This window comes from Streptomyces phaeolivaceus (assembly GCF_009184865.1).
Taxonomy (GTDB): Bacteria; Actinomycetota; Actinomycetes; order Streptomycetales; family Streptomycetaceae; genus Streptomyces; species Streptomyces phaeolivaceus.
The window spans coordinates 502,326-522,422 of the sequence record NZ_CP045096.1 but is presented as its reverse complement, the minus strand read 5'-3'; the positions used below and the strand labels follow the sequence as shown (position 1 = coordinate 522,422).

The following is a 20,097-nucleotide window of genomic DNA, read 5'->3' as shown; positions in this document are numbered from 1 at the left end:
CGGGCGCCGATCGTTGCGGCCGTATGAACACTTCGGCGGCCCGGGAATAAGGGCTCGGTGCTCTTCCTTGCCGACTTCAGCCGGACGCCGGCGGACCGCCGTCGGACCTGGTGGCATCGGCCGCCGGACGACAGCGGAACAGAGTGACAGTGGCACAGAGTGACAGAGTGACAGAGTGAACAGAGCGGGAGAGCACATGTCCGAGTACGTGAGTGGCAGCGAGGGCGCGGGCACGGTGCCGCACGTCCTCGACAACCCCGCCCTCGCCTCCCTCACCGGGCCGCACGCCCACTTCGCCGAGCGGCGCGGGCGGGTACTGCGCTATCCCCTCGACGTCTCGCCGTGGCTGGCCCTCCCCGACGATCCCGACGCGGACGACTGGGCCGACCTCGCGGCACTGGTCGGCCCCGGCGCCGAGGTCCCGGTCCCGGCCTACACCGGGGGCTTCCCGGCCGACTGGGAGGTGACGTTCGACCTGGAGGGCGTCCAGCTCGTGGACGACGGGATCGCCGCCGCGCCGGACAGCGAGGCCGTACGGCTGGGTCCCGCCGATGTGCCCGAGATGCTGGACCTCGTCGAGCGCACCCAGCCCGGTCCCTTCCTGCCCCGCACGATCGAGCTCGGCACGTACCTCGGGATACGGCGGGGCGGCGCCCTGGTCGCCATGGCCGGGGAGCGGCTGCACCCGCCGGGCTGGACCGAGATCAGCGCGGTCTGCACCGACCCGGCGTTCCGCGGCGCGGGCCTCGCCACCCGCCTCATCCACGCCGTCGCCCACGGCATCCGCGAACGCGGCGAAACCCCCTTCCTCCACACCTCCGCGCGCAACACCACCGCCATCCGCCTCTACGAATCCCTCGGCTTCCGCCTCCGCCGCACCACCCGCTTCATGGCGGCCCGCGTACCGGCGATCGAGACGGGGGAGGAGCGGGTGGGGGTGTAGGCCCCGCCGACCGCCGACCGCCGACCGCCGACCGCCGACCGCCGACCGCCGACCGCCGACCGCCGACCGCCGACCGCCGACCGCCGACCGCCGACCGCCGACCGCCGACCGCCGACCGCCGACCGCCGACCGCCGACGGGCCGGAGGGGAACCCACGCGGGGAGGCCCGGCCGCGCGCCGGGCCGTGCGCCGACGGGTGCGCCGGGGGCGACGGCATGTTCTGGCGGCGGCAAGCCGGGGACGCCCCGCCGCCCTGCCAAGCCGTGCCGGGAGGGGCGTCGGCCCTCCGCGCCGGGCCGTGCGCCGACGGGTGTGCCGGGGCGCCCCGTTCGGGCCGGGGCGCGCCGAGGTCGCCCCACAGCCCGTCCAAGTCCCGCCGGGAGCGTCGGCCGCGCGCGTCGGGTCGTGCGCCGCCGACGGGTGTGCCGGGGGCGGCTGCCCCTTCTGGCGGGGGCCCGTCGGGACGCCCCGGCGCCCTCCCCAAGCCCCGCCGGGCGCCTCGCCCGTGGTATTCGCGGTGGTGCCCCGCCGCGCTCGCGGCGCAGCGGGGCCGATGGTCGGAAAGCGCTCCTCGGGAGGCCGCTCGTGCCCGTGAAGTTCGGTCGTGACCATGGGGTAGGGTTGCCGGGCCAGTCAGCACGGGAGGCCGAGGAGGTGGGACCCATTACCGCTGTGTCAGGTCGGGTGCTCTCACCTCAACGCGGCGCGGTGCACGGCCGATAGGCCACCGCGGGAGCGCCCTTCGGCCCACCGAAAGGCTCTCGGCCCTCATGCCACTTCTCACCACCCCCTCTGTCGTCACGGCACTTCGCGCCGCCGGTTGCGTCTTCGCCGAGGACGAGGCGGAGTTGATCCTCACCACCGCGCGCACCCCCGACGAGGCCGCCACCATGGTCGACCGTCGCGTCGCGGGCCTCCCCCTCGAACTCGTCCTCGGCTGGGCCGAGTTCGCGGGCCTGCGCATCACCGTGGAACCCGGCGTGTTCGTCCCCCGCCGCCGCACCGAGTTCCTCGTCGAGCGGGCCCTCGCCGCCGTCCCCACCGCCTCGGTCGTCGTCGACCTCTGCTGCGGCTCGGGCGCGGTGGGCGCAGCCCTGGCCGCCTCGCTCGACGGCGCCGAACTGCACGCGGCGGACATCGACCCGGCGGCGGTCCACTGCGCCCGACGCAACCTCGCGCCGCACGGCGGCCACGCCCACGGGGGCGACCTCTTCGCCGCGCTGCCCGCCCACCTCCGGGGCCGTGTCGACATCCTCGCGGCGAACGTCCCCTACGTCCCCACCGGTGAGGTCCCGTTCCTGCCGAGCGAGGCCCGCGACCACGAACCCCTCGTCGCCCTGGACGGCGGCACGGACGGCCTGGACGTCCTGCGCAGAGTCGCCGCCGAGGCCCCCGAGTGGCTCGCCCCCGGCGGCTGCCTCCTCGTCGAGACGAGCGAACGCCAGGCACCGACGGCCCTCGCCACCTTCCGCCGCTCCGGCCTCACCGCCCGCACGGCCGTCTCGGCGGAGATGCACGCCCACGTGGTCCTCGGCACCCTCACCTGAGACCGCGGAGCGGCCCGCTGAAGGCTCCCCGCCCCCGATGTGGCCTTGCCCTCACCCATTGTGCAACTAGTTGCATAAACGGCGTGGCGTCGTCTACAACCTTCAGGACGACGCCACGCACGGAGGCCCCCATGAGCCGTACGACCCGCTACCCGCATCTGCTGAGCCCGCTCGACCTGGGCTTCACCACGCTCCCCAACCGTGTGCTCATGGGCTCCATGCACGTGGGCCTGGAGGAGGCCGAGCGCGGCTTCGAGCGGATGGCGGAGTTCTACGCGGCCCGCGCCCGAGGGGGAGTGGGCCTCATCGTCACCGGCGGCATCGCGCCCAACGACGCCGGACGCCCGTACGAGGGCGGCGCCAAGCTCACCACCGACGCCGAGGCCGACCAGCACCGCGAGATCACCGACGCCGTACACCGCGAGGGCGGCCGGATCGCGATGCAGATCCTGCACTTCGGCCGCTACGCCTACCACCGCGACCTGGTCGCCCCGAGCGCCCTCCAGGCCCCCATCAGCCCGTTCGTCCCGCACGCGCTCACCGACGCCGAGGTCGAGCGGACCGTCGACGACTACGCGAACACCGCCCGCCTCGCCCGCCGGGCCGGATACGACGGCGTGGAGATCATGGGCTCCGAGGGCTATCTGATCAACGAGTTCATCGCCGCCGGCACCAACCACCGCGACGACCGCTGGGGCGGCTCGTACGAGAACCGCACCCGCTTCCCCGTCGAGATCGTCCGCCGGGTCCGCGAGGCCGTCGGCGAGGACTTCATCGTCGTCTACCGGCTGTCGATGCTCGACCTCGTCCCCGGCGGGTCCACCTTCGACGAGGTGGTCACGCTGGCGAAGGCCGTCGAGGCGGCCGGCGCGACCATCATCAACACCGGCATCGGCTGGCACGAGGCCCGTATCCCCACCATCGCGACCTCCGTGCCGCGCGGCGCCTACACCTGGGTGACCAAGAAGCTCATGGGCGCGGTCTCCGTGCCGCTCGTCACCACCAACCGCATCAACACCCCCGAACTGGCCGAGGAGTTGCTCGCCGACGGCCACGCCGACATGGTGTCCATGGCCCGCCCGATGCTCGCCGACCCGGACTTCGTCAACAAGGCCCGCGACGGCCGCGCCGACGCCATCAACACCTGCATCGGCTGCAACCAGGCCTGCCTCGACCACACCTTCAACCTCCAGATCACCTCCTGCCTGGTCAACCCGCGCGCCTGCCACGAGACGGAACTCGTGCTCTCCCCGACCCGGCTGCGCAAACGCGTCGCGGTCGTCGGCGCGGGCCCCGCCGGACTCGCCTGCGCGGTGAGCGCCGCCGAACGCGGCCACGAGGTCACCCTGTTCGACGCCGCGAGCGAGATCGGCGGTCAGCTCAACGTCGCCCGCAAGGTCCCCGGCAAGCAGGAGTTCGACGAGACCCTGCGCTACTTCCGCACCCGACTCGACGAGCACGGCGTCGACGTACGCCTCAACACCCGGGTCGCGGCCGAGGACCTCACCGCCACGGCGTACGACGAGGTCGTCGTCGCCACCGGAGTCACCCCGCGCACCCCCGAACTCCCCGGCACCGACCACCCCAAGGTCCTCGGCTATCTGGACGTCCTGCGCGACAACGCCCCCGTCGGCGACCGCGTCGCGATCCTCGGCGCCGGCGGCATCGGCTTCGACGTCGCCGAGTTCCTCACCGACGGCGGCGAGAAGACGAGCGAGGACCCGGCCGCGTACTTCCGGCAGTGGGGCGTCGACATGGACTACCGCGCCCCCGGCGGCCTCGCCGCCCCCGAACGCCCCGCCCCGCCGCGCTCGGTCCACCTCCTCCAGCGCAAGACCTCCAAGGTCGGCGCCGGACTGGGGAAGACCACCGGCTGGATCCACCGCGCCGAACTCAACCACCGAGGCGTCACCATGGTCCCCGGCGTCCAGTACGACCTGATCGACGACGCCGGGCTGCATGTCACCGTCGACGGCGTCCGCCAGGTCCTGGAGGTCGACACGGTCGTCCTCTGCACCGGCCAGGACCCGCGCCGCGACCTCTACGACGCCCTGGTCGCCGCCGGACGGTCCCCGCACCTCATCGGCGGCGCCGACGTGGCGGCCGAACTGGACGCCAAGCGGGCGATCAAGCAGGGCACGGAACTGGCGGCGGCGCTGTAGGAGACCCGGCCGCGGGGCGGGCGCGTGCGGCCGTCCCCGCGCCCCCGCTTCCCGATCCCCGGGCTTCCTAGGATGAGCCCATGTCACTCCCGCACGCGATCCTCACCGCCCTGCTGGAAAAGCCCTCGTCGGGCCTTGAGCTGACCCGGCGGTTCGACCGGTCGATCGGCTACTTCTGGTCGGCGACGCACCAGCAGATCTATCGCGAGCTGGGAAAACTGGAGGGCGAGGGCCACATCCGCGCCCTGCCCTCCGAACGGCCCGCCCGGGGCCAGAAGAAGAGCTACGAGGTCCTCCCCGCCGGCCGCGCCGAACTGGCCCGCTGGACCTCCGCGCCCCAGGACCCCAAGCCGTGGCGCGACGCGCTCTTCGTCCGGCTGCGCGCCGCGGCCGTGGTCGGCACGGACGGTCTCGAGGACGATCTGCGGCGCCATCTCGTCCTGCATCGGCGGAAGTTGGCGGAGTACGAGGAGATCGAGAAGCGGGACTTCGGGCCCGGCCGGGACACGGCCCAGGACCGGCTCCAGCATCTGATCCTGCGGGCGGGCATCGACCTGCAGACCTTCTGGACCCAGTGGCTGACGAACGCCCTGGAGGAGTTCGAGACGCTGCCGGGTGACACCGGCGCCGGCGAGGGGAACGCGGGGCGGCTGTAGCCGGGGTCAGAGGCGGTGCGGCTTGGCCCGGCGGCGCAGATACCAGACGGCCGCCCCCGTGCCCAGCGCCACCAGCGCCCCGCCGCCCACGAGGGTGACGGTGCCGTACTCCCGGCTCGCCCCGCCGACGCCGCCCAGGACACCGCGCGCGGGCGAGGCCGTCGTGGCGATGGTGGGGGTGGCGGCGGTGACGATGACGGACTGGGTGCCCGCCGTGGTCCCGTCCTTGCAGACCACGATCACGGTGTACGTACCCGGGCCCACGTTCGACCAGGAGGCGGACTGGGTGGTGCTCGTGCCGGTGAGCGTCACCTGACGCCCCTGGGAGAAGTTCGCCTGCCCACTGGAGAGCAGCGAGGCGGTGCCGAACGTGCCGTTGGTGCTGGTCGGGCAATCGCTGGTGTTGACGGTGACCGAGGATCCCGTGGTGTTGACCGAGATTCCTCTGGGGGCGGCGGCGGCCGAGTGCGCGGTCAGGGCGATCGGCAGCGCCGCGGCGACCACCGTCAGGCCGGAGCGGAGGAGTAGCTGAGACGTACGCATGGTCTGCCCTCCAGCGGCACGGTGGCGGCACGTCCCGTGCGCCGCCGAGGATCGGGAGACCCGTGCTGCCTCAGGGTGAGCCAACGTGCCCCGCGCCCCGCCCGCATGCGGACGACACCCGGGCAGGTGACGGATACCGCCGAGCGGGGGAACCGGGCGTGTCGGCGCCGCCCGACCCCGGCGGACCTTCCGGGCGTCCGCTCCGGCTCACCCGCCGGTGGTCACCGCCCGCTCCGCCGAGAACCCGCCCCAGGTCCCGTCCGGCAGCTTCGCGCGGATCCGCACCCGGTACGTCACCCCGGCCTCCCGGCCCACGTAGAAGCCGTGGGTGGCCCGGTCCCGGGGCGGGGTCCCGCCCCAGACGAGCGTGGTCGCGGGCCGTCCGTCGAGCTGGATCTCGTACTCCGTGATCACCCCGTCGACCCGCGGCGGCAGCCAGGAAAGCTCGACGGAGTACGCCCCGTCGGTGCGGCGGACGGCCGCGCGGAACCCGGTGGGCGCGGTGCCCCGCCCGTCGCCGGCACCGGGCGCGGTGGTGAGCCGTGCCGTCCGGCTCACCGGCGAGACATTGTCCGCCGCGTCCCGCGCCCGCACGGTGAAGGAGTACCGGGTGCCGGGCCGCAGCCCCGTGACCACGGCCGCCGTCTGCTCCCCGCCCACACCGTGGATCTTCGAGCCGCCTTGCAGGATGTCGTACGACACCACGTCCCGGTCGTCGGTCGACGGCTCCCAGGACAGCTGCACCGCCCTGTTCCCGACGGCTTTCGCGGCGAGGCGCCCCGGCCGGGTCGGGGCCCGCCGGTCGAGCGTTCCGGCGGCGGGCGTCCTGGCCCGGACCTCCGCGCTGGGCGGCCCCAGGCCTCCGGCGGTGTCGCGGGCCCGCACGGTGAACACATAGGTGGTGGACGGCCGGAGCCGGGTGATGTCCACCATGTGCGTGCCGCCCGGCACGTCCTTCACCTTGGTACGGCCCCGGTACACCTCGTACCCGGCGATCTCGGTGTCCCCGGAGGCCCGGTTCCACATGACGTGCACGCTGGTGGCGCTGCCCGCGGCGGCGGTGACACCGGGCGGGGCCGGCGGCGGACGTCGGCCGGGGCTCTCCTCGCTCGCGCAGGCGGCCGTGAGGAGCAGCGGGCCGCAGAGCAGCGGCACCAGGAGGCGTGCCGGTAGGGGAACGCGTCGCACGATCCTGCCCCCTCGATCGTCGAGCCTCTCGGGATTGGTCTGTACCTATCTCTTCTCCATGTATGACACGACTGACGCGGTCACATCAAGGGGTGGGCGTGAGGCGAAGCGGAGCCGGGCCCGATGCTCCCGCCGGTCGGCCGTGATGGCCGCGACGCGGTTCACGGCACGGCACGCGGCTACGTATGCTGATGCTCCGACGCGACGTGAACTCGCCTGTCGTACAGGCCGGTTCGCGTCGTACGGCGCGGGCCGCTGTCGTCGCCGATCCCGCGCCGACCAGAGCGGCCGAGCGGCCGGGGCCGAGTCCGGTCCGGGCCCTCGGCCGCGCGCTCGTGTCCCGGACACCCCCGAGAGCGTCGTGTGTGCCGTGTGTGCCGTGGGCGCCGTGATCCGTCCGGCCCCCTCCCGGTGGCCGACCTCTCCGACCCGCACCACCTTTGGGTGAGTGTCCGTCATGTCCCCCAGGAGAGGGTTCCCATCGTGCGTGTCCGCTCATTGACGCTGGCCGCCGTCGGCGCCGCCCTGCTGGCCCCCGTCGCCCTGCCCGCCCTGGCCCATCCGCAGCGGCCGGTACACCGCGAGGGCGGTGTGACCGCCGCCGAACTGCTGGCGAAGGCGCGTGGCTGCGTCCGGGTCTCCGAGGGGCTCTACAGCAGTGACGCCGCCACCCCGGCCGTCATCCCGGTCTGCGGAGCCGACGGCGCGGTGTTCTGGAAGGCCGACATGGACATCGACTGCGACGGCCGGCCGAGCACGCACTGCAACCGCGACACCGACCCGTGGTTCCAGCCCGCCACGTCCTTCCTGCAGTCCGACGGCCGCTATCTCAGCTCCGAGACCCTGCCGTTCATCGTGGTCCCCGTCGCCAGCCGCATCTGGGACCACCGGGTCCACGGCATCAAGGGCGGCTCGGTCGCCGCCGTCATCCACGAGGACCGGGTCCAGTACGCCGTCGTGGGCGACACCGGCCCGCAGAACATCATCGGCGAGGCCTCCTACGCCACGGCCGAGGCCCTCGGCATCCGCCCCGACCCGCGCACCGGCGGGACCGCCTCCGGCGTCACCTACATCGTCTTCGAGGACTCCAAGGTGACGCCGATCGAGGACCATGAGGCGGCGGTGGAACTGGGGGAGGAGCTGGCACGGGAATGGGTCGGGGGCGCGTCGCTGCGCAGGGGAGCGGCGATGCGGGGCGGCGCGGCGAACTGACCGGCGCGGCGACCGACCGGGGTGGCGCGGTCAACCGACCGGCGCGGTCAACCGAGCGGGGGCGCTGGGCGGCTCACTACTTGGCTCACTCCTTCCGGTACGTGTACGCCTCCGAGGCCGCGGCGGCCACCGCCGCGAGGTCCGCGCCCGTCGAGGCCGTGACGACCGCGGCGACCGCGCCCTCGACGAACGGGGCGTCGACCAGACGGGTGTCGGCGGGGAGTTCGTCCCCCTCGGCGAGGAGGGCCTTCACGGTGAGGACCGCGCTGCCGAGGTCGGTGAGGACCGCGACCCCGGCGCCCCGGTCCACGGAGGCCGCCGCGGCCGAGATCAGCTCGGCGCTGGTGCCCAGCCCGCCGTCCTCGGTGCCGCCGGCCGGGGCGACGGGAACCCCGGCACCCGCACCGGCCAGCCCCCGCGCCAACTCGGCGACCGACGCGGCGACGGCGGCACTGTGCGAGACCAGCACGATGCCCACCCGCTTCCCGTCAGACATCGGCGGCCTCCCCGGCCTCGGCGGCGCCGGCGAGGGCCGTGATCAGCAGCGCGGCGGAGGTGGCACCGGGGTCCTGGTGCCCGATGCTCCGCTCGCCCAGGTAACTGGCCCTGCCCTTGCGGGCCTGCAACGGCATGGTCGCCAGGGCGCCCTCCTCGGCGGCGGCCCGCGCGGCGGCGAACGACTCGGGGAGCGCGTCGACCGCCGGCACCAGCGCGTCGATCATCGTCTTGTCGCCGGGCGCCGCCCCACCCAGCGCCATCACCGCATCGACCCCGGCGCGCAGCGCGTCCGTCAACTGGGCCTCGCTCACCTCCGCGGCCTCACCGAGCGCCTTTCCGGTGCGGCGCAGCAGGGTGCCGTACAACGGGCCGGACGCGCCGCCGACGGTCGAGATCAGCTGCCGCCCGGCGAGCACGAGGACGGCGCCGGGTGTGTCCGGGGCGTCCTTCTCCAGTACGGCCACCACGGCGGTGAACCCACGGCGCAGATTGCTGCCGTGGTCGGCGTCCCCGATCGGCGAGTCGAGCGCCGTGAGCCGCTCGGCCTCACGCTCCACCGAGGCCGCCGTGGCCGTCATCCAACGACGGAAGAAATCGGCGTCGAGCACGGAATCTCCTTGCGTGGTACGAGATATGACTGACCGTCAGAGGACGGTTCGATGCCGTCCTCACACACCCCAGCGCAGCCCCGGCGTGCGCACCGGCGCGTCGTACAGTCGCAGCAGTTCCTCGTCGACCTGGCACAGCGTCACCGACGCACCGGCCATGTCGAGCGAGGTGACGTAGTTGCCGACGAGGGTGCGGGCCACGGCGACCCCGCGCTCGGTGAGCACGCGCTGCACCTCCGCGTTGAAGCCGTACAGCTCCAGCAGGGGTGTGGCGCCCATGCCGTTGACGAGCAGCAGCACCGGGTTGCGGGGGTTCATGTCGTCGAGGATCGCGTTCACCGAGAAGTCGGCGATCTCGCGGGAGGTCATCATCGCCCGCCGCTCACGCCCCGGCTCCCCATGGATGCCGACGCCCAACTCCAGCTCTCCGGCGGGGAGATCGAAGGTCGGGCTGCCCTTGGCGGGTGTGCTGCAGGCGCTGAGCGCCACCCCGAAACTGCGGGAGTTCTCGTTCACCTGCCGGGCCAGCGCCTCGACCCGCTCCAACGGCTGCCCCTCCTCGGCGGCGGCCCCCGCGATCTTCTCCACGAAGAGGGTCGCGCCCGTACCGCGCCGGCCGGCGGTGTAGAGACTGTCCGTCACCGCCACGTCGTCGTTGACGAGCACCTTGGCGATCCGGATGCCCTCGTCCTCGGCGAGTTCGGCGGCCATGTCGAAGTTCAGTACGTCGCCGGTGTAGTTCTTCACGATGAACAGCACCCCGGCGCCGCTGTCCACGGCCGCGGCGGCCCGCACCATCTGGTCCGGCACGGGCGAGGTGAACACCTCACCGGGACAGGCCGCCGACAGCATCCCGGGCCCCACGAACCCACCGTGCAACGGCTCGTGCCCCGACCCGCCCCCGGAGACGAGCCCCACCTTCCCGTCCACCGGCGCGTCCCGCCGCACCACCACCCGGTTCTCCACATCCACGGTCAACTCGGGATGCGCGACCGCCATACCCCGCAACGCGTCCGCGACAACGCTCTCCGCGACGTTGATGAGCATCCGCATGGGTACCTCCTGGAGGGATTGTCAGACGAGCAGATAGCCTGCGTCTTTGCAGGTCAGCATAGGCTTGTTCGGTTGTCGATCGTGGCGGTTCGTGGCGGTCGTGAGCGCGCTCCGGCGGGGGCGCGCCCAGGGGGAAGTATCGACCTTGCGGCAGCGAAGGTCACGCGCATGGGCGCTCACCAGCGTGCCACGGTGCCCGAGGCTCCCGGCCGGTCGCACCACGGGCGGTCCAGAAGGAGAGGACGATGCGTGCGCGGCCGACCTGGCGCGGCAGTGATGGGGAGGGGGCTCTGTCATGAAGCTCTGGAAGCGGCGGCGGGCCGTGGCCGGGGCGGAACGCGCGCCTGGCTCAGGGGGCGCCGGCTCGCCGAGGCGGGCGGCAGCGGAATGCTGATCGGCCTCGCCGACGCCACCCGTCCGCCCGGTGGCGGCTCCGAGGCCCCGTACGGTTCCCCGGACCGCACCGAACTCACCGAACGGCTCGCCGCCCTGACCGCCCGGGAGTTGGAGACAGCCGAGTTGGTGGCGCAGGGGCTCACCAGCCAGGCCATCGCGGACCGGCTCTACGTCAGCCGGCGCACCGTCGAAACCCATGCCTACCGCGCATTCCGCAAGACAGGGGTCTCCTCGCGCACCGCCCTGGCCGCGCTGATGTCCCGCCGCCGCACCGGGAGCCGTTTCGGGGACGCCCGCGGGGAAGAGGACTGAGTGTGGTCCCGGTGCCCTCGGCGATGCTCAGTGAGCCTCCGCCGACCGGTCACCGCCCGGTCCCGGCCGGGAAGCTGCCTACCTGACGTCGACGAAGTCGCCGGGCGCCTTCGCGGAGCCGGTCGTGGTGGTTCCGGCGAAGACGAAGCGGTAGTAGCCGTCGGAGCCGGCCTTGGTGGTGGTGCTCAGGGTGCCGGTGCCGCTGGTCTTGACCGTCTTGAGGGTGGTGTAGGTGCTGCTGCCCCTCTTGCGGAACTGCAACTGCACCGGCCGGCTCCCGTATCCCGCGTTCTTGCCCGTGGTCCAGTTGGCGCGGCTCAGCTTGCCGGAGACCGTGATGGCCTTGCCCTTCCTCACCGGCTCCGGGGAGGCGTTGGTGGTCAGCTTGGCGGCACGCTTGATCTTGCTCCTGGCGACGTCGTCGTCGATGCTGATGTTCAGGTAGAGGTCGTAGGCGCCCAGGAGGAGTTTCCAGGTCCCCGCGGTGCCGTTGCCGTCCTTGAAGTCGACCGCGGGGTCGATGGTGAAGACCGCCTCGCAGCGGTAGCGGTAGCCGCCCGGGACCGTTGTCTCCGTGCAGTCGGGGTCGTCGTCCGTCCCCAGGGCACCGGTGATGGTGTCCGTGCTCGAAATGTCGGTGCCCTGCCACAGGAATGCCTGGGTGAGGGCCAGTCCTTCCTCGTCGAAGGCGGTGAACGTGACGGGAACGGCCTTCTTGCCCGTCACACCGAGCACGATGTCCTTGCCCTTGTTGACGATCCCGTCCTTGAAGGTGGTGTCGCCCAGCGCGTCCGCCGGCCGGACGCCCTTCCCGGCGAAGGCTCTGAGATCGGACGCCGCCACCGTCGGGTGCTCCGCTCCCTGGGCGGCGCCCGGAAGAGCGAGCGCCGAGAGTACGAGGACGCCGGAAAGGACGCTGGCCGTGGTGTACATGTGCATACGCATGTGATGTCCCCAGGGTGAGGTCGGGCGGCCTTGCCGAACTGGTCTCGTGGCAGGGCCCGTTCAAGTCGTGCAGAGGTCAGGAGGTCGATGCGCGCCCCGATGCCCATAAGGGACTCAGGGCGGGCGACAGTTCGTGGTCGGCGGCCCGCTGCGACCGCAAGTCCACAGTGGTACGACCCCAGAAGTCCTCTCCGCCGCCGACCCCGACCTCCTTGGAAGTGCCGTGCTCGTCGGCGGCTTGCCCACGGAGATAGATTCGAACACAGGTGTAAGAGGCGCATCGGTAGGAGTACGTATTCCATGTGCGTACGTGCCGCTGCCGTCTGTGCGCCGCGACCCCGCCGTCGCTTCGGCGCGCGGTCGCAGGGCAGGTGATCGGTCTTCAGCCGGATCAATCGCTGGGACACACCTCGTCCACGGAAGGTCCTGCTGTCTCAGACCTACTCATGTTCGATGTCGCTGCTCGCTGCGGGACCGGAATCAGGGTGAGCGGTCGGCGCGGGTGGAGCAGGCGCCACGCCTCGGGGGCATCAGCGGCGATCCGGCTCGCGCTGACCACGCAGACATGCTGGTCCGGCAGCAGGGTCAGCGCGCGGCGTCTCCCCAACTGGAAGCCGAGCGCGCCCACGACGGGACCGATCAGCCAGGTGAGGGTCAGCCACTGCCGCCCAAGAACTCGCCGGCCCGCCGCGGCTTCGGCCCTTGCGGACCCAGGTCCGCACCGTCCCGGCCGCGCAGATCCCCAGCTCCGCTGCGACCGCTTTCAGCGCGGGCCACTCGGTCGGCTTGCGTGACCCCGAAAGCATTTCGTAACCGAGGTATTTCCCGTCCTCGGCCCCTGCGCGGACGACGTACGCACCATGTTCGGCTGCTACAGCTTCCCCAACCATGTCCTGGCCAAGCGCGACGACCTCGGCAACGGCGTCGAGGCGGCCTCCCTGCGCACCGCACTGGCCGAGGAACTCCCCTCCGTTCACTGGGAGTTCGTACAAGGCTGCCCGATCCGGGACGAGGATCGCTCGGAACTCCCCGCCGCCGTGACGGCAGCCGTCGACGCGGACCTCACCGTCCTGGTCGTCGGCGACAAGGCCGGCATGTTCGGCATCGGCACCTCCGGCGAGGGTTGCGATGTGGAGGATCTGCGGCTGCCGGGTGTTCAGGAGGAACTGGCCGAGGCGGTGCTGGCGACCGGGAAACCCGTCGTGCTGATCGTCAACAGCGGACGGCCCTACGCCGTCGGGCGGTTCGCGTCCGCCGCCGCGGCCATGGTCCAGGTCTTCCTGCCGGGGGAGGAAGGCGGCCGGGCGGTGGCCCGGCTCCTGTCCGGCCGCGCCAACTTCAGCGGCAAGCTGCCCGTGCAGATCCCCCTCTCCCCGGGCGGTCAGCCGTACACCTACCTTCACCCGCCCTCGGCGACCGGCAGAGTTTCCTTTCGAACCTCGACCCCACGCCCGCGTTCCCGTTCGGGCACGGGCTGTCGTACACCACGTTCGAGACCGACCTGCTGACCCTTGACCGCCAACAGGTCCCTACGGACGGCGAGTTCACGGTCGACGTACGGGTGCGCAACACGGGGGCGGTCGCGGGCGCCGAGACTGTCCAGCTGTACGCCATCGACCCGGTCGCCCAGGTAACTCGGCCGGTACGCTCCCTGCTGGGTTTCGCCAAGGTAGCCCTCGCCCCCGGCCGACAGGCGACGGTCCGCTTTCACGTCCACACCGACCGCCTGGCCTTCGCCGGCCTGGACGGCCGAAGGATCGTCGAGGCCGGGGAGATCCAGCTCCACGCCGGCTCTTCGAGCCTCGACACACCGGTGCGGGCAGTCGTCCGGCTCGTCGGTGCGGAGCGTGACGCGACGGTGCTTCGGCACCATGCCGTGCCCGTAACGGTCGAGCGCAACTGGCCGTGCCCGTAACGGTCGAGCGCAACTGAGGGGGCCGGTACCTCCGTATGGATCGGAGGTACCGGCTTCTTCACACCCGCAGAGTGGCGTGGCCTGAACCTAGCTTCGGGTCCAGGTCTGGTTGGTGCTGCCCAGGCCGGTCCACAGCTGGACCTTCGACCCGTTGGCCGTGCCCGCGCCGTTCACGTCGAGGACCAGGCCGTTGGAGCGGTTGACGATGGTGCCGTCGACCCGGAAGGCCCACTGCTGGCTGGTCTTCCCGTTGCAGGCCCACAGGATGACCTTGGTGCCCGTGGTGGTGCCGTCGGCGTTGGCGGCCAGGCACTTGCCGGATACTCGGAGCTCACCGGCCGTGGTCCGGGTGATGGTCTGGTTGGCGTTGCCCGAGCAGTCGTAGACCTGGACCTGGACGCCCGTCTGGCCGTTGGGGACATCGAGGCAGCGGCCGGAGTTGGTGCCCTTCAGGGTGAAGGTCGAGGCCGTGGGGAGCGGGTCCGCGACCGGCAGCCACTCCTGCGAGCCGTCGGAGGCCGACGCGGCCAGGGTGACGGAGCCGCCCGCGGTGGCCCCGGTCATGTACAGGCTGGTGTTACGGGCCGAGCGGAGTCGGTAGTAGCCGTCGGTGGTGGAGACGAGGGTCCACTTCTTGTCGGTGGCATCGTCGTCGACCCACTGTGCCAGCTTCTGCCCGGCCGTCGCGCTGCCGGTCCAGATGGCTGCCGCACGGCCGCCGGCCTTGTTGAGCAGTGTCGTGTCGCTGCCCTTGGCGGTCATGTGCCAGCGCTGGGTGGCGGCGGCGGAGTCGGCGCTCAGTACGAGGTCGGGGGTGTCGCCGGTGAGGTTGGCGTCCTGCGTCTTGCCGGACGCGGTGGACAGGACCTGGCCGGTCAGCCGGTTGACGAGGCTGTAGTAGGTGCCGTCGGAGCGGCCGAGGTCGACTTCGGCGTACTTCACGGGGCCGACGCTGCCGCCGCTCCAGGAGGCCTGGAGGATCAGGACGCGTCCCGTGCCGTCGACGTACTGGAGGTTGCGGCTGTAACCGGAGGCGATGGTCGTCTGGTACTGCTTCCAGGTGCCGGTGCTCAGACCGGACTCGTTCACCCAGACGCTGCCGCTGCCGGACGCGTTGTAGGCGATCCGGCCGTCGGGCATGGGCAGGAGGACCGGGCTGCCCCCGGTGGACAGCTTGTTGCCGCCCGAGGGCACGGGCAGCGCGGTGATCGCGGCGTCCGTGGCCGAGAAGAACTTCAGCGGGTCGTCGGAGATCCGGTAGCGGACGTTGGTGCCGCCGCCCCAGTACTCGTACGTCAGCAGCCACTTGCCGTCGGTCGTGGGCGCGATGGTCGTCATGCCGGGCCGGCCGCCGCCGATCTCCGTCTTGCCGCCGCCCATGCTCACCGTGGAGCCGGGGACGTCGACGACCGGGCTGCTCCAGGCCGAGGCGCTGGTGCCGTCCCAGGTCCGGTGCAGGAGGACCTGGCCGCCGGAGTCGGTCGCCGTGTCGTTGTCCGGGTCGAGGGTCGGGGCGCCCGTGGTGGTGTCGTAGCCGGTGTAGTCCTTCTCGTCGGAGTAGTAGGCGATGAGCTTGCCGTTGTGGGCGAGGAGGTGCGGTTCCCAGATGGGGTCGACCTGGGCGTTGGTGTTGGCCGCCGAGACCCGGCCGACGGCTCCGGCGCTGCCGCCCTGCCAGCCGCCGGCCTCGATGATGTTCTTGAAGCTCCAGGTCGCGCCGTCGTCCGTGCTCGCGTAGAGGGCGAGCGCCACGTCCTTGCGGTCGCCGTCACCGGACGGCGTCCAGCTGGAGTTCGCGGCCTTCTGCTCCTGGTAGTAGGCGTCGTCGCCCGAGACGATGCTCGCCAGCAGCAGCGTGCCGGCACTCAGGGAGCCGACGGCCTGCGGGAGGACGTAGAGATACGGGTTGGTCCAGTTGCTGGTGTACTTCGCGTACGCGGAGTCGCCGGAGAGATACGCGGGGGCCTGGATGTCGGCCAGTTTCGCCCACGTCGTACCGTCGTCGTCGCTCTTGTGGAGAGGCATCGTCTGCCCCACCGGGGCGGTCTGGCTGTTCTCGAACGCCGCGACGATCCGCCCGCTCGGCAGCTGGGCCGACTTGGGGTAGAGGACGCAGGGGTTCTTGTTGCACGCGGCGGTGTTGTTCGCCGTATACAGGTTCGCGGGACTCGGCTGATACGCCGACGCGGTTGTCGCGGAGGCAATGGCGAATGCCGCACCTATCGCGAAGGCTGTCGCCGAGGCGAAAACTCTTCCAGCCCAGGTTCTTGTCAACGCTGTTCCTTTCACAAGGGGGAGCGCGCATCCTTTTTCCATGAGAGGGAGAATCGGGGTGCGAGCAGGGTGCCAGTATTCGCAAGGGATATCGCACTGTCACCGTCGTGTTTCGAAAGGGTTTCGCGGAAAATCGGTTCACGCGGTATTGACGCGGCGGCGAACGGACGTGGAGGTCCGCACGACCAGCTCCGTGGCGAGTTCGATGCGCGAGGACGCGGGCGGTCGGCCCTCCGAGAGATCCATGAGCACCCGGGTCGCCTCCCGTCCCAGTTCCTCGAACGGCTGACGCACCGCGCTCAGCGGCGGGCAGGCCATGGCCGCCACCAGCGTGTCGTCGAACGACATCACCGACAGGTCCTCCGGCACGGCCAGCCCCTGCTGCCGGGCCGCCTCCAGTACGCCGAGCGCCTGCGCGTCGCTGGCCGCGAAGACGGCCGTGGGCGGGTCGTCGGCCCGCAGGATCTGCAGGCACGCGGCGAGCGCCTCGGTGTAGTCGAAGTCGGTGGAGCGCACGATGGCCGGGTCGTAGCCGATTCCGGCCTCGCCCAGCGCCGCCCGATAGCCGTGCAGGCGTGCCGCCCCGGCCAGGGAGTGCGAGCGGCCCGCGACCATCCCGATCCGCGTGTGCCCGAGGCCCAGCAGGTGCTGAACCGCCTCCCGGGCCCCGCTCCAGTTCGTCACGCCGATGCTCGGGATGTCCTCCGACGGCGCGCTGAGCGGGTCGATCAGCACCACGGGCAGCCGCTGCTCGACGATCCGCCTCTGGTCCTCCTCGGCCAGCATCGAGATCACGATCACGATGCCCGCCGCGCCGAGCGCCACGCACTTTTCCAACCACCCCGAGATGGACCGCCTGCCGGTCGTCCCCGTGACCACGTCGATGCCCAGTTCGCCCGCCGCGTCGACGATGCCGCGAACCACTTCCAGCGTGTACGGGCCGGACAGGTCGCGGAAGACGACGATGATCTGCCGGGGCGCGGCAGGGTCCTGATCCCACGGGCGGACATACCCGTGCCGCGCCAGCAGTTCCTCGACCCGGTCCCTTGTCGAGGCGCCCACGTCACGGCGCCGGTGCACCACCTTGGAAACGGTGCTCAGCGAGACCCCCGCCTCGGCGGCGATGCTCGTGAGCAGACCGTGCTGCGCCTCCTGCCGATTCTTGCCTCGACCTGTCACCCGAGTCCGTTCTGTGCGCCGAACACCGGCGCGCCGGACCGCACCGCGCACCTGGCCAGAAACATCGCCGCAAAGTAACGGGGCCGCGAGCGCGAAGGCAAGAAGGGCGGGGCGCACGGATATGTGGGGTGATGCCCGATGTCGGCCCCCTGGCGTGGCCTGAGTGCCGCTGCGTACGTCCGTGGATCCCGATCGCGAAAATATTTCGTGACGGACGGGCTTGCGGTGCTTGTCCTGCCCGTCCAGTTCGGCGAACCAGTGGGGCAACGGCGCGCCGGCGCTCATGTGGCGCGTCGTCAGCCCGTCTTCGTGACGATGTCCGCGACCTGGTCCGGCATCGACAGGAACGGTGAGTGGGAGGCGTCCAGTTCCGCCACGGAGGTCGGGTTGTCCGGGAAGGCGGCGTCGGCCTCCGCGATGAATCCGCGCTGCACCGGCGGGCGTATCGCCATGTCCCGCGCGCAGGTGACATAGGTGCGCGGGATCGATCCCCAGCCGTCGCGGGTCAGGGCGGTGGCGCCCAGCGCGATACCGACCGGCGCGTCGGGTGACAGCAGACCGAGGGCGGCGTCGGCGACGACCGGATCGACATCCCCGAAGAAGGCCTGGCGCAGCTGTTGCCGGTAGGCGGCGTCCTCCGACGCGAGGTCGAAGCGCAGCGCGCCGACGACCGCGGGGTCGGCACGCAACGACGGGCCCACGAGATCGCCTTCGTTGTCGGCCGACTGGATGTACGCCAGCGCCGGGACGTCCGAGGCCGGCATGAACGCCGTCAGGTACACCATGTGCTCGATCAGCTCGGGCGCGTGCTGGGCCGCACGTGTCAGTACCGTGCCGCCCATGCTGTGTGCCACCACGGTGACCGGACCGCCGCGCCCGACCTGCCTGACCTGCGAGACGAGGAGTCCGGCCGCCCGGTCCAGGTCGACATCCGCGACCGGGGAGACCTCCGTGGCGACCGCGTCAGGGGCGAACGGGCGCCGGGACAGACACGCGGGCCGACGGGCGTACAGCCCGTGACCCGCCATGTCCACCGCTGCCGCCCGCCGACCGCCCGCCGTCACCTTGGCGACGACCTCGCTCCAGCACCAGGAACCGTGCCGGTAACCGTGCAGGAAGAGCAGTGGTGTCGAGGCCATGGCCACTCCTTCGTCTCGGCCGACGCGGAGCCGGGATGCCGTGCGCCACCGCCTGCGCGCCCTCCTTGAGCGACAGCGCGCCGGACACACAGGCCGCCGCGATCTCGCCCACACCCTCGCCGACCACCGCCGACGGACGTACGCCGTACTCCTCCACACCCCGGCGAGCGCCACCAGCACCGCCCATCGCACGGTCGGTTCGGACCCCGGGAAGGCACCGCCGCGCAGCGCGTGGTCGCCGACCTTGGCCAGCGCCCGCCGGCAGTGGGCCAGCCGCCGGGAGAACGCCGGTGAGGTGAGCACGAGCCGGGCCGCCCAGTCGATGTCCCGTGCGAGGCCGTGGTCGGAGAGCACCAGCACGGTACGGCTGTCGGAGGTGACCCGGCCGTGGAACAGGCCGGGCGCCGGGCGGCCCTCCGCCAGGGCCGTCAGGCCCGCCACCAGTTCGGTCGGATCGGCGCCGATGGCCACCGCCCGGTGCTCGAACACCGACCGGCCACGGGCCAGCGCCGCACCCACCTCCGCACGCGTCAGCTCCGGACGTTCCCGCACATGGGCCGCCAGCCGCGCGGCCTGGGCCCGCAGGGCGTCGACGCTCCGCCCGGACAGCACCCATGACACCCCGGTGGGCCATGTCCGGGTCTGGTCCGCCTCAGCGGGCGGCCCGGAGTCGGCGCCCGCCTCCGGCTCCTCCGGCTCCTCCGGCTCCTCCAGGATCAGATGCGCGTTGGTGCCGCTGACACCGAACGACGAGACGCCCGCCCGGCGCGGGCGTCCCGCGTCCGGCCACCCCCGGGTCTCGGTCGGCAGTTCGACCGCGCCCGCCGACCAGTCCACGTGCGGGCTCGGCGCGCCCACGTGCAGGGTGCGCGGCAGCACCCCGTGCTCCATCGCCTTCACCCCCCCCGCCCCCAGCCGAGATCACCCCCGACGAGCACCGCCAGCCCGTCCGAGCCGCCTACTACCCCGTCCCCGTCCCTGTCCCCGGGCTCGGCCGCCGCCGCCACGAGAAACACACCCACATCGGCGCCGCACAGCGCACCGGGAACGATCCCGGCGTCCTCCAGCGCGCCCCACACCAGCTGAAGCGCACCGAGCCGCTCCCGGGAAGCCCCGTGCACGGCATCCCCGAAGAACGCCGCGACCCCGTCGGGCACCCGTCCGACCGTCTCGCGAGCCGCCAGACCGACGATCACGATCGCCGTTTCCCCGCTGCTCGTGCCGGTGTTGCCGTCGTGGCCGGCTTCGTGGCCGTGGCCGTGGCCGTGGCCGTGGCCGTGGTCGGGTTCGGGTTCGGAATCGGGCCAAGGCAGTCTGCTGGTCACGCCGTAGTCCGCCTTCTCGTCACGGTGTCGTCGTGCGCGGGGACCGGACGGTTCCGTCCGCAGCCGTCACCGGCTCTCGAACGGTCCGCGACCCCGTGCCTGATCGACGACACCCTGACGGCGACCGCTCGACCAGACCCTGAGACTGGCTCGATACCACCGAACCCGTCCCGAGGACGAGCGGCGGCGGGCAGCGCGCCCG

Annotated in this window: 18 protein-coding genes; 8 read left to right on the top strand and 10 right to left on the bottom strand. The window is 72.2% G+C overall.

Annotation, left to right across the window (positions count from 1 at the left end; genetic code table 11):
- Positions 1-196 precede the first annotated feature (196 nt).
- From F9278_RS02785 to F9278_RS02765, 4 genes are all read left to right on the top strand, one after another.
- A complete protein-coding gene (locus F9278_RS02785) occupies positions 197-943 on the top strand; it encodes a GNAT family N-acetyltransferase (RefSeq protein WP_152166828.1) in 747 nt (248 codons plus the stop codon).
- A 770-nt stretch (positions 944-1,713) separates the two neighbouring features.
- The gene (locus tag F9278_RS02775; protein WP_152166827.1) at positions 1,714-2,490 is read left to right on the top strand and encodes a putative protein N(5)-glutamine methyltransferase; all 777 of its coding nucleotides are present in this window, start codon (positions 1,714-1,716) and stop codon (positions 2,488-2,490) included.
- A gap of 131 nt (positions 2,491-2,621) precedes the next feature.
- The gene (locus F9278_RS02770) at positions 2,622-4,652 is read left to right on the top strand and encodes an NADPH-dependent 2,4-dienoyl-CoA reductase (RefSeq protein ID WP_152166826.1); all 2,031 of its coding nucleotides are present in this window, start codon (positions 2,622-2,624) and stop codon (positions 4,650-4,652) included.
- A gap of 80 nt (positions 4,653-4,732) precedes the next feature.
- Entirely contained in the window at positions 4,733-5,308 is a 576-nt protein-coding gene (locus tag F9278_RS02765; protein ID WP_152166825.1) for a PadR family transcriptional regulator, read from the top strand.
- 6 nt (positions 5,309-5,314) lie between these two features.
- On the opposite strand, the gene F9278_RS02760 is transcribed toward F9278_RS02765, so the two are convergent.
- The gene (locus tag F9278_RS02760; protein WP_152166824.1) at positions 5,315-5,851 is read right to left on the bottom strand and encodes a hypothetical protein; all 537 of its coding nucleotides are present in this window, start codon (positions 5,849-5,851) and stop codon (positions 5,315-5,317) included.
- A 207-nt stretch (positions 5,852-6,058) separates the two neighbouring features.
- Entirely contained in the window at positions 6,059-7,039 is a 981-nt protein-coding gene (locus F9278_RS02755; protein ID WP_152166823.1) for a fibronectin type III domain-containing protein, read from the bottom strand.
- Positions 7,040-7,522: 483 nt separating this feature from the next.
- Here F9278_RS02755 and F9278_RS02750 point away from each other — a divergent pair, with 483 nt between their 5' ends.
- Positions 7,523-8,251 carry a glycoside hydrolase family 75 protein gene (locus tag F9278_RS02750; RefSeq protein WP_193241346.1) on the top strand — a complete coding sequence of 243 codons (729 nt, stop codon included), beginning with the start codon at positions 7,523-7,525 and terminating at the stop codon, positions 8,249-8,251.
- A gap of 85 nt (positions 8,252-8,336) precedes the next feature.
- Here the strand turns inward: F9278_RS02750 and F9278_RS02745 are convergent, their stop codons facing one another.
- The 3 genes from F9278_RS02745 to dhaK are packed head-to-tail and all read right to left on the bottom strand — an operon-like array spanning position 8,337 to position 10,410.
- Positions 8,337-8,747 (bottom strand): PTS-dependent dihydroxyacetone kinase phosphotransferase subunit DhaM, encoded by a 411-nt coding sequence (locus F9278_RS02745; RefSeq protein ID WP_152166822.1) that lies wholly within the window; start codon positions 8,745-8,747, stop codon positions 8,337-8,339.
- A complete protein-coding gene (gene dhaL / locus F9278_RS02740) occupies positions 8,740-9,357 on the bottom strand; it encodes a dihydroxyacetone kinase subunit DhaL (protein ID WP_152166821.1) in 618 nt (205 codons plus the stop codon). The genes F9278_RS02745 and dhaL overlap by 8 nt, the downstream gene beginning before the upstream one ends.
- A gap of 60 nt (positions 9,358-9,417) precedes the next feature.
- On the bottom strand, positions 9,418-10,410 hold the full coding sequence (dhaK, locus tag F9278_RS02735; RefSeq protein WP_152166820.1) for a dihydroxyacetone kinase subunit DhaK: 993 nt from the start codon (positions 10,408-10,410) through the stop codon (positions 9,418-9,420).
- 249 nt (positions 10,411-10,659) lie between these two features.
- On the opposite strand from dhaK, the gene F9278_RS02730 reads away from it, so the two are divergent.
- Positions 10,660-11,118 carry a response regulator transcription factor gene (locus F9278_RS02730; RefSeq protein WP_404818849.1) on the top strand — a complete coding sequence of 153 codons (459 nt, stop codon included), beginning with the start codon at positions 10,660-10,662 and terminating at the stop codon, positions 11,116-11,118.
- A gap of 78 nt (positions 11,119-11,196) precedes the next feature.
- Here F9278_RS02730 and F9278_RS02725 read toward each other — a convergent pair whose 3' ends face one another.
- The gene (locus F9278_RS02725) at positions 11,197-12,057 is read right to left on the bottom strand and encodes a hypothetical protein (RefSeq protein ID WP_152173651.1); all 861 of its coding nucleotides are present in this window, start codon (positions 12,055-12,057) and stop codon (positions 11,197-11,199) included.
- Positions 12,058-12,923: 866 nt separating this feature from the next.
- Here F9278_RS02725 and F9278_RS46790 point away from each other — a divergent pair.
- A complete protein-coding gene (locus F9278_RS46790) occupies positions 12,924-13,571 on the top strand; it encodes a glycoside hydrolase family 3 protein (RefSeq protein ID WP_226966605.1) in 648 nt (215 codons plus the stop codon).
- 53 nt (positions 13,572-13,624) lie between these two features.
- A complete protein-coding gene (locus tag F9278_RS46785) occupies positions 13,625-13,978 on the top strand; it encodes a fibronectin type III-like domain-contianing protein (protein ID WP_226966604.1) in 354 nt (117 codons plus the stop codon).
- 87 nt (positions 13,979-14,065) lie between these two features.
- Here the strand turns inward: F9278_RS46785 and F9278_RS02715 are convergent, their stop codons facing one another.
- From F9278_RS02715 to F9278_RS02700, 4 genes are all read right to left on the bottom strand, one after another.
- Positions 14,066-16,252 carry an RICIN domain-containing protein gene (locus F9278_RS02715; protein WP_264300158.1) on the bottom strand — a complete coding sequence of 729 codons (2,187 nt, stop codon included), beginning with the start codon at positions 16,250-16,252 and terminating at the stop codon, positions 14,066-14,068.
- A 138-nt stretch (positions 16,253-16,390) separates the two neighbouring features.
- Positions 16,391-17,431: a LacI family DNA-binding transcriptional regulator gene (locus F9278_RS02710; protein WP_152166818.1), complete on the bottom strand. Its 1,041-nt coding sequence runs from the start codon at positions 17,429-17,431 to the stop codon at positions 16,391-16,393.
- Between the two features lie 296 nt (positions 17,432-17,727).
- A complete protein-coding gene (locus F9278_RS02705) occupies positions 17,728-19,461 on the bottom strand; it encodes an alpha/beta fold hydrolase (RefSeq protein ID WP_152166817.1) in 1,734 nt (577 codons plus the stop codon).
- 5 nt (positions 19,462-19,466) lie between these two features.
- Positions 19,467-19,895 (bottom strand): hypothetical protein, encoded by a 429-nt coding sequence (locus F9278_RS02700; RefSeq protein WP_152166816.1) that lies wholly within the window; start codon positions 19,893-19,895, stop codon positions 19,467-19,469.
- Between the last annotated feature and the right edge of the window lie 202 nt (positions 19,896-20,097).

What these genes read in the sequence shown, in the direction of transcription:
- F9278_RS02785 (WP_152166828.1), top strand. Translation starts at nt 197, where the DNA reads ATGTCCGAGTACGTGAGTGGCAGCGAGGGCGCGGGCACGGTGCCGCAC.
- F9278_RS02775 (WP_152166827.1), top strand. Translation starts at nt 1,714, where the DNA reads ATGCCACTTCTCACCACCCCCTCTGTCGTCACGGCACTTCGCGCCGCC.
- F9278_RS02770 (WP_152166826.1), top strand. Translation starts at nt 2,622, where the DNA reads ATGAGCCGTACGACCCGCTACCCGCATCTGCTGAGCCCGCTCGACCTG.
- F9278_RS02765 (WP_152166825.1), top strand. Translation starts at nt 4,733, where the DNA reads ATGTCACTCCCGCACGCGATCCTCACCGCCCTGCTGGAAAAGCCCTCG.
- F9278_RS02760 (WP_152166824.1), bottom strand. Translation starts at nt 5,851, where the DNA reads ATGCGTACGTCTCAGCTACTCCTCCGCTCCGGCCTGACGGTGGTCGCC.
- F9278_RS02745 (WP_152166822.1), bottom strand. Translation starts at nt 8,747, where the DNA reads ATGTCTGACGGGAAGCGGGTGGGCATCGTGCTGGTCTCGCACAGTGCC.
- dhaK (WP_152166820.1), bottom strand. Translation starts at nt 10,410, where the DNA reads ATGCGGATGCTCATCAACGTCGCGGAGAGCGTTGTCGCGGACGCGTTG.
- F9278_RS02725 (WP_152173651.1), bottom strand. Translation starts at nt 12,057, where the DNA reads ATGCACATGTACACCACGGCCAGCGTCCTTTCCGGCGTCCTCGTACTC.
- F9278_RS46790 (WP_226966605.1), top strand. Translation starts at nt 12,924, where the DNA reads ATGTTCGGCTGCTACAGCTTCCCCAACCATGTCCTGGCCAAGCGCGAC.
- F9278_RS02705 (WP_152166817.1), bottom strand. Translation starts at nt 19,461, where the DNA reads ATGGAGCACGGGGTGCTGCCGCGCACCCTGCACGTGGGCGCGCCGAGC.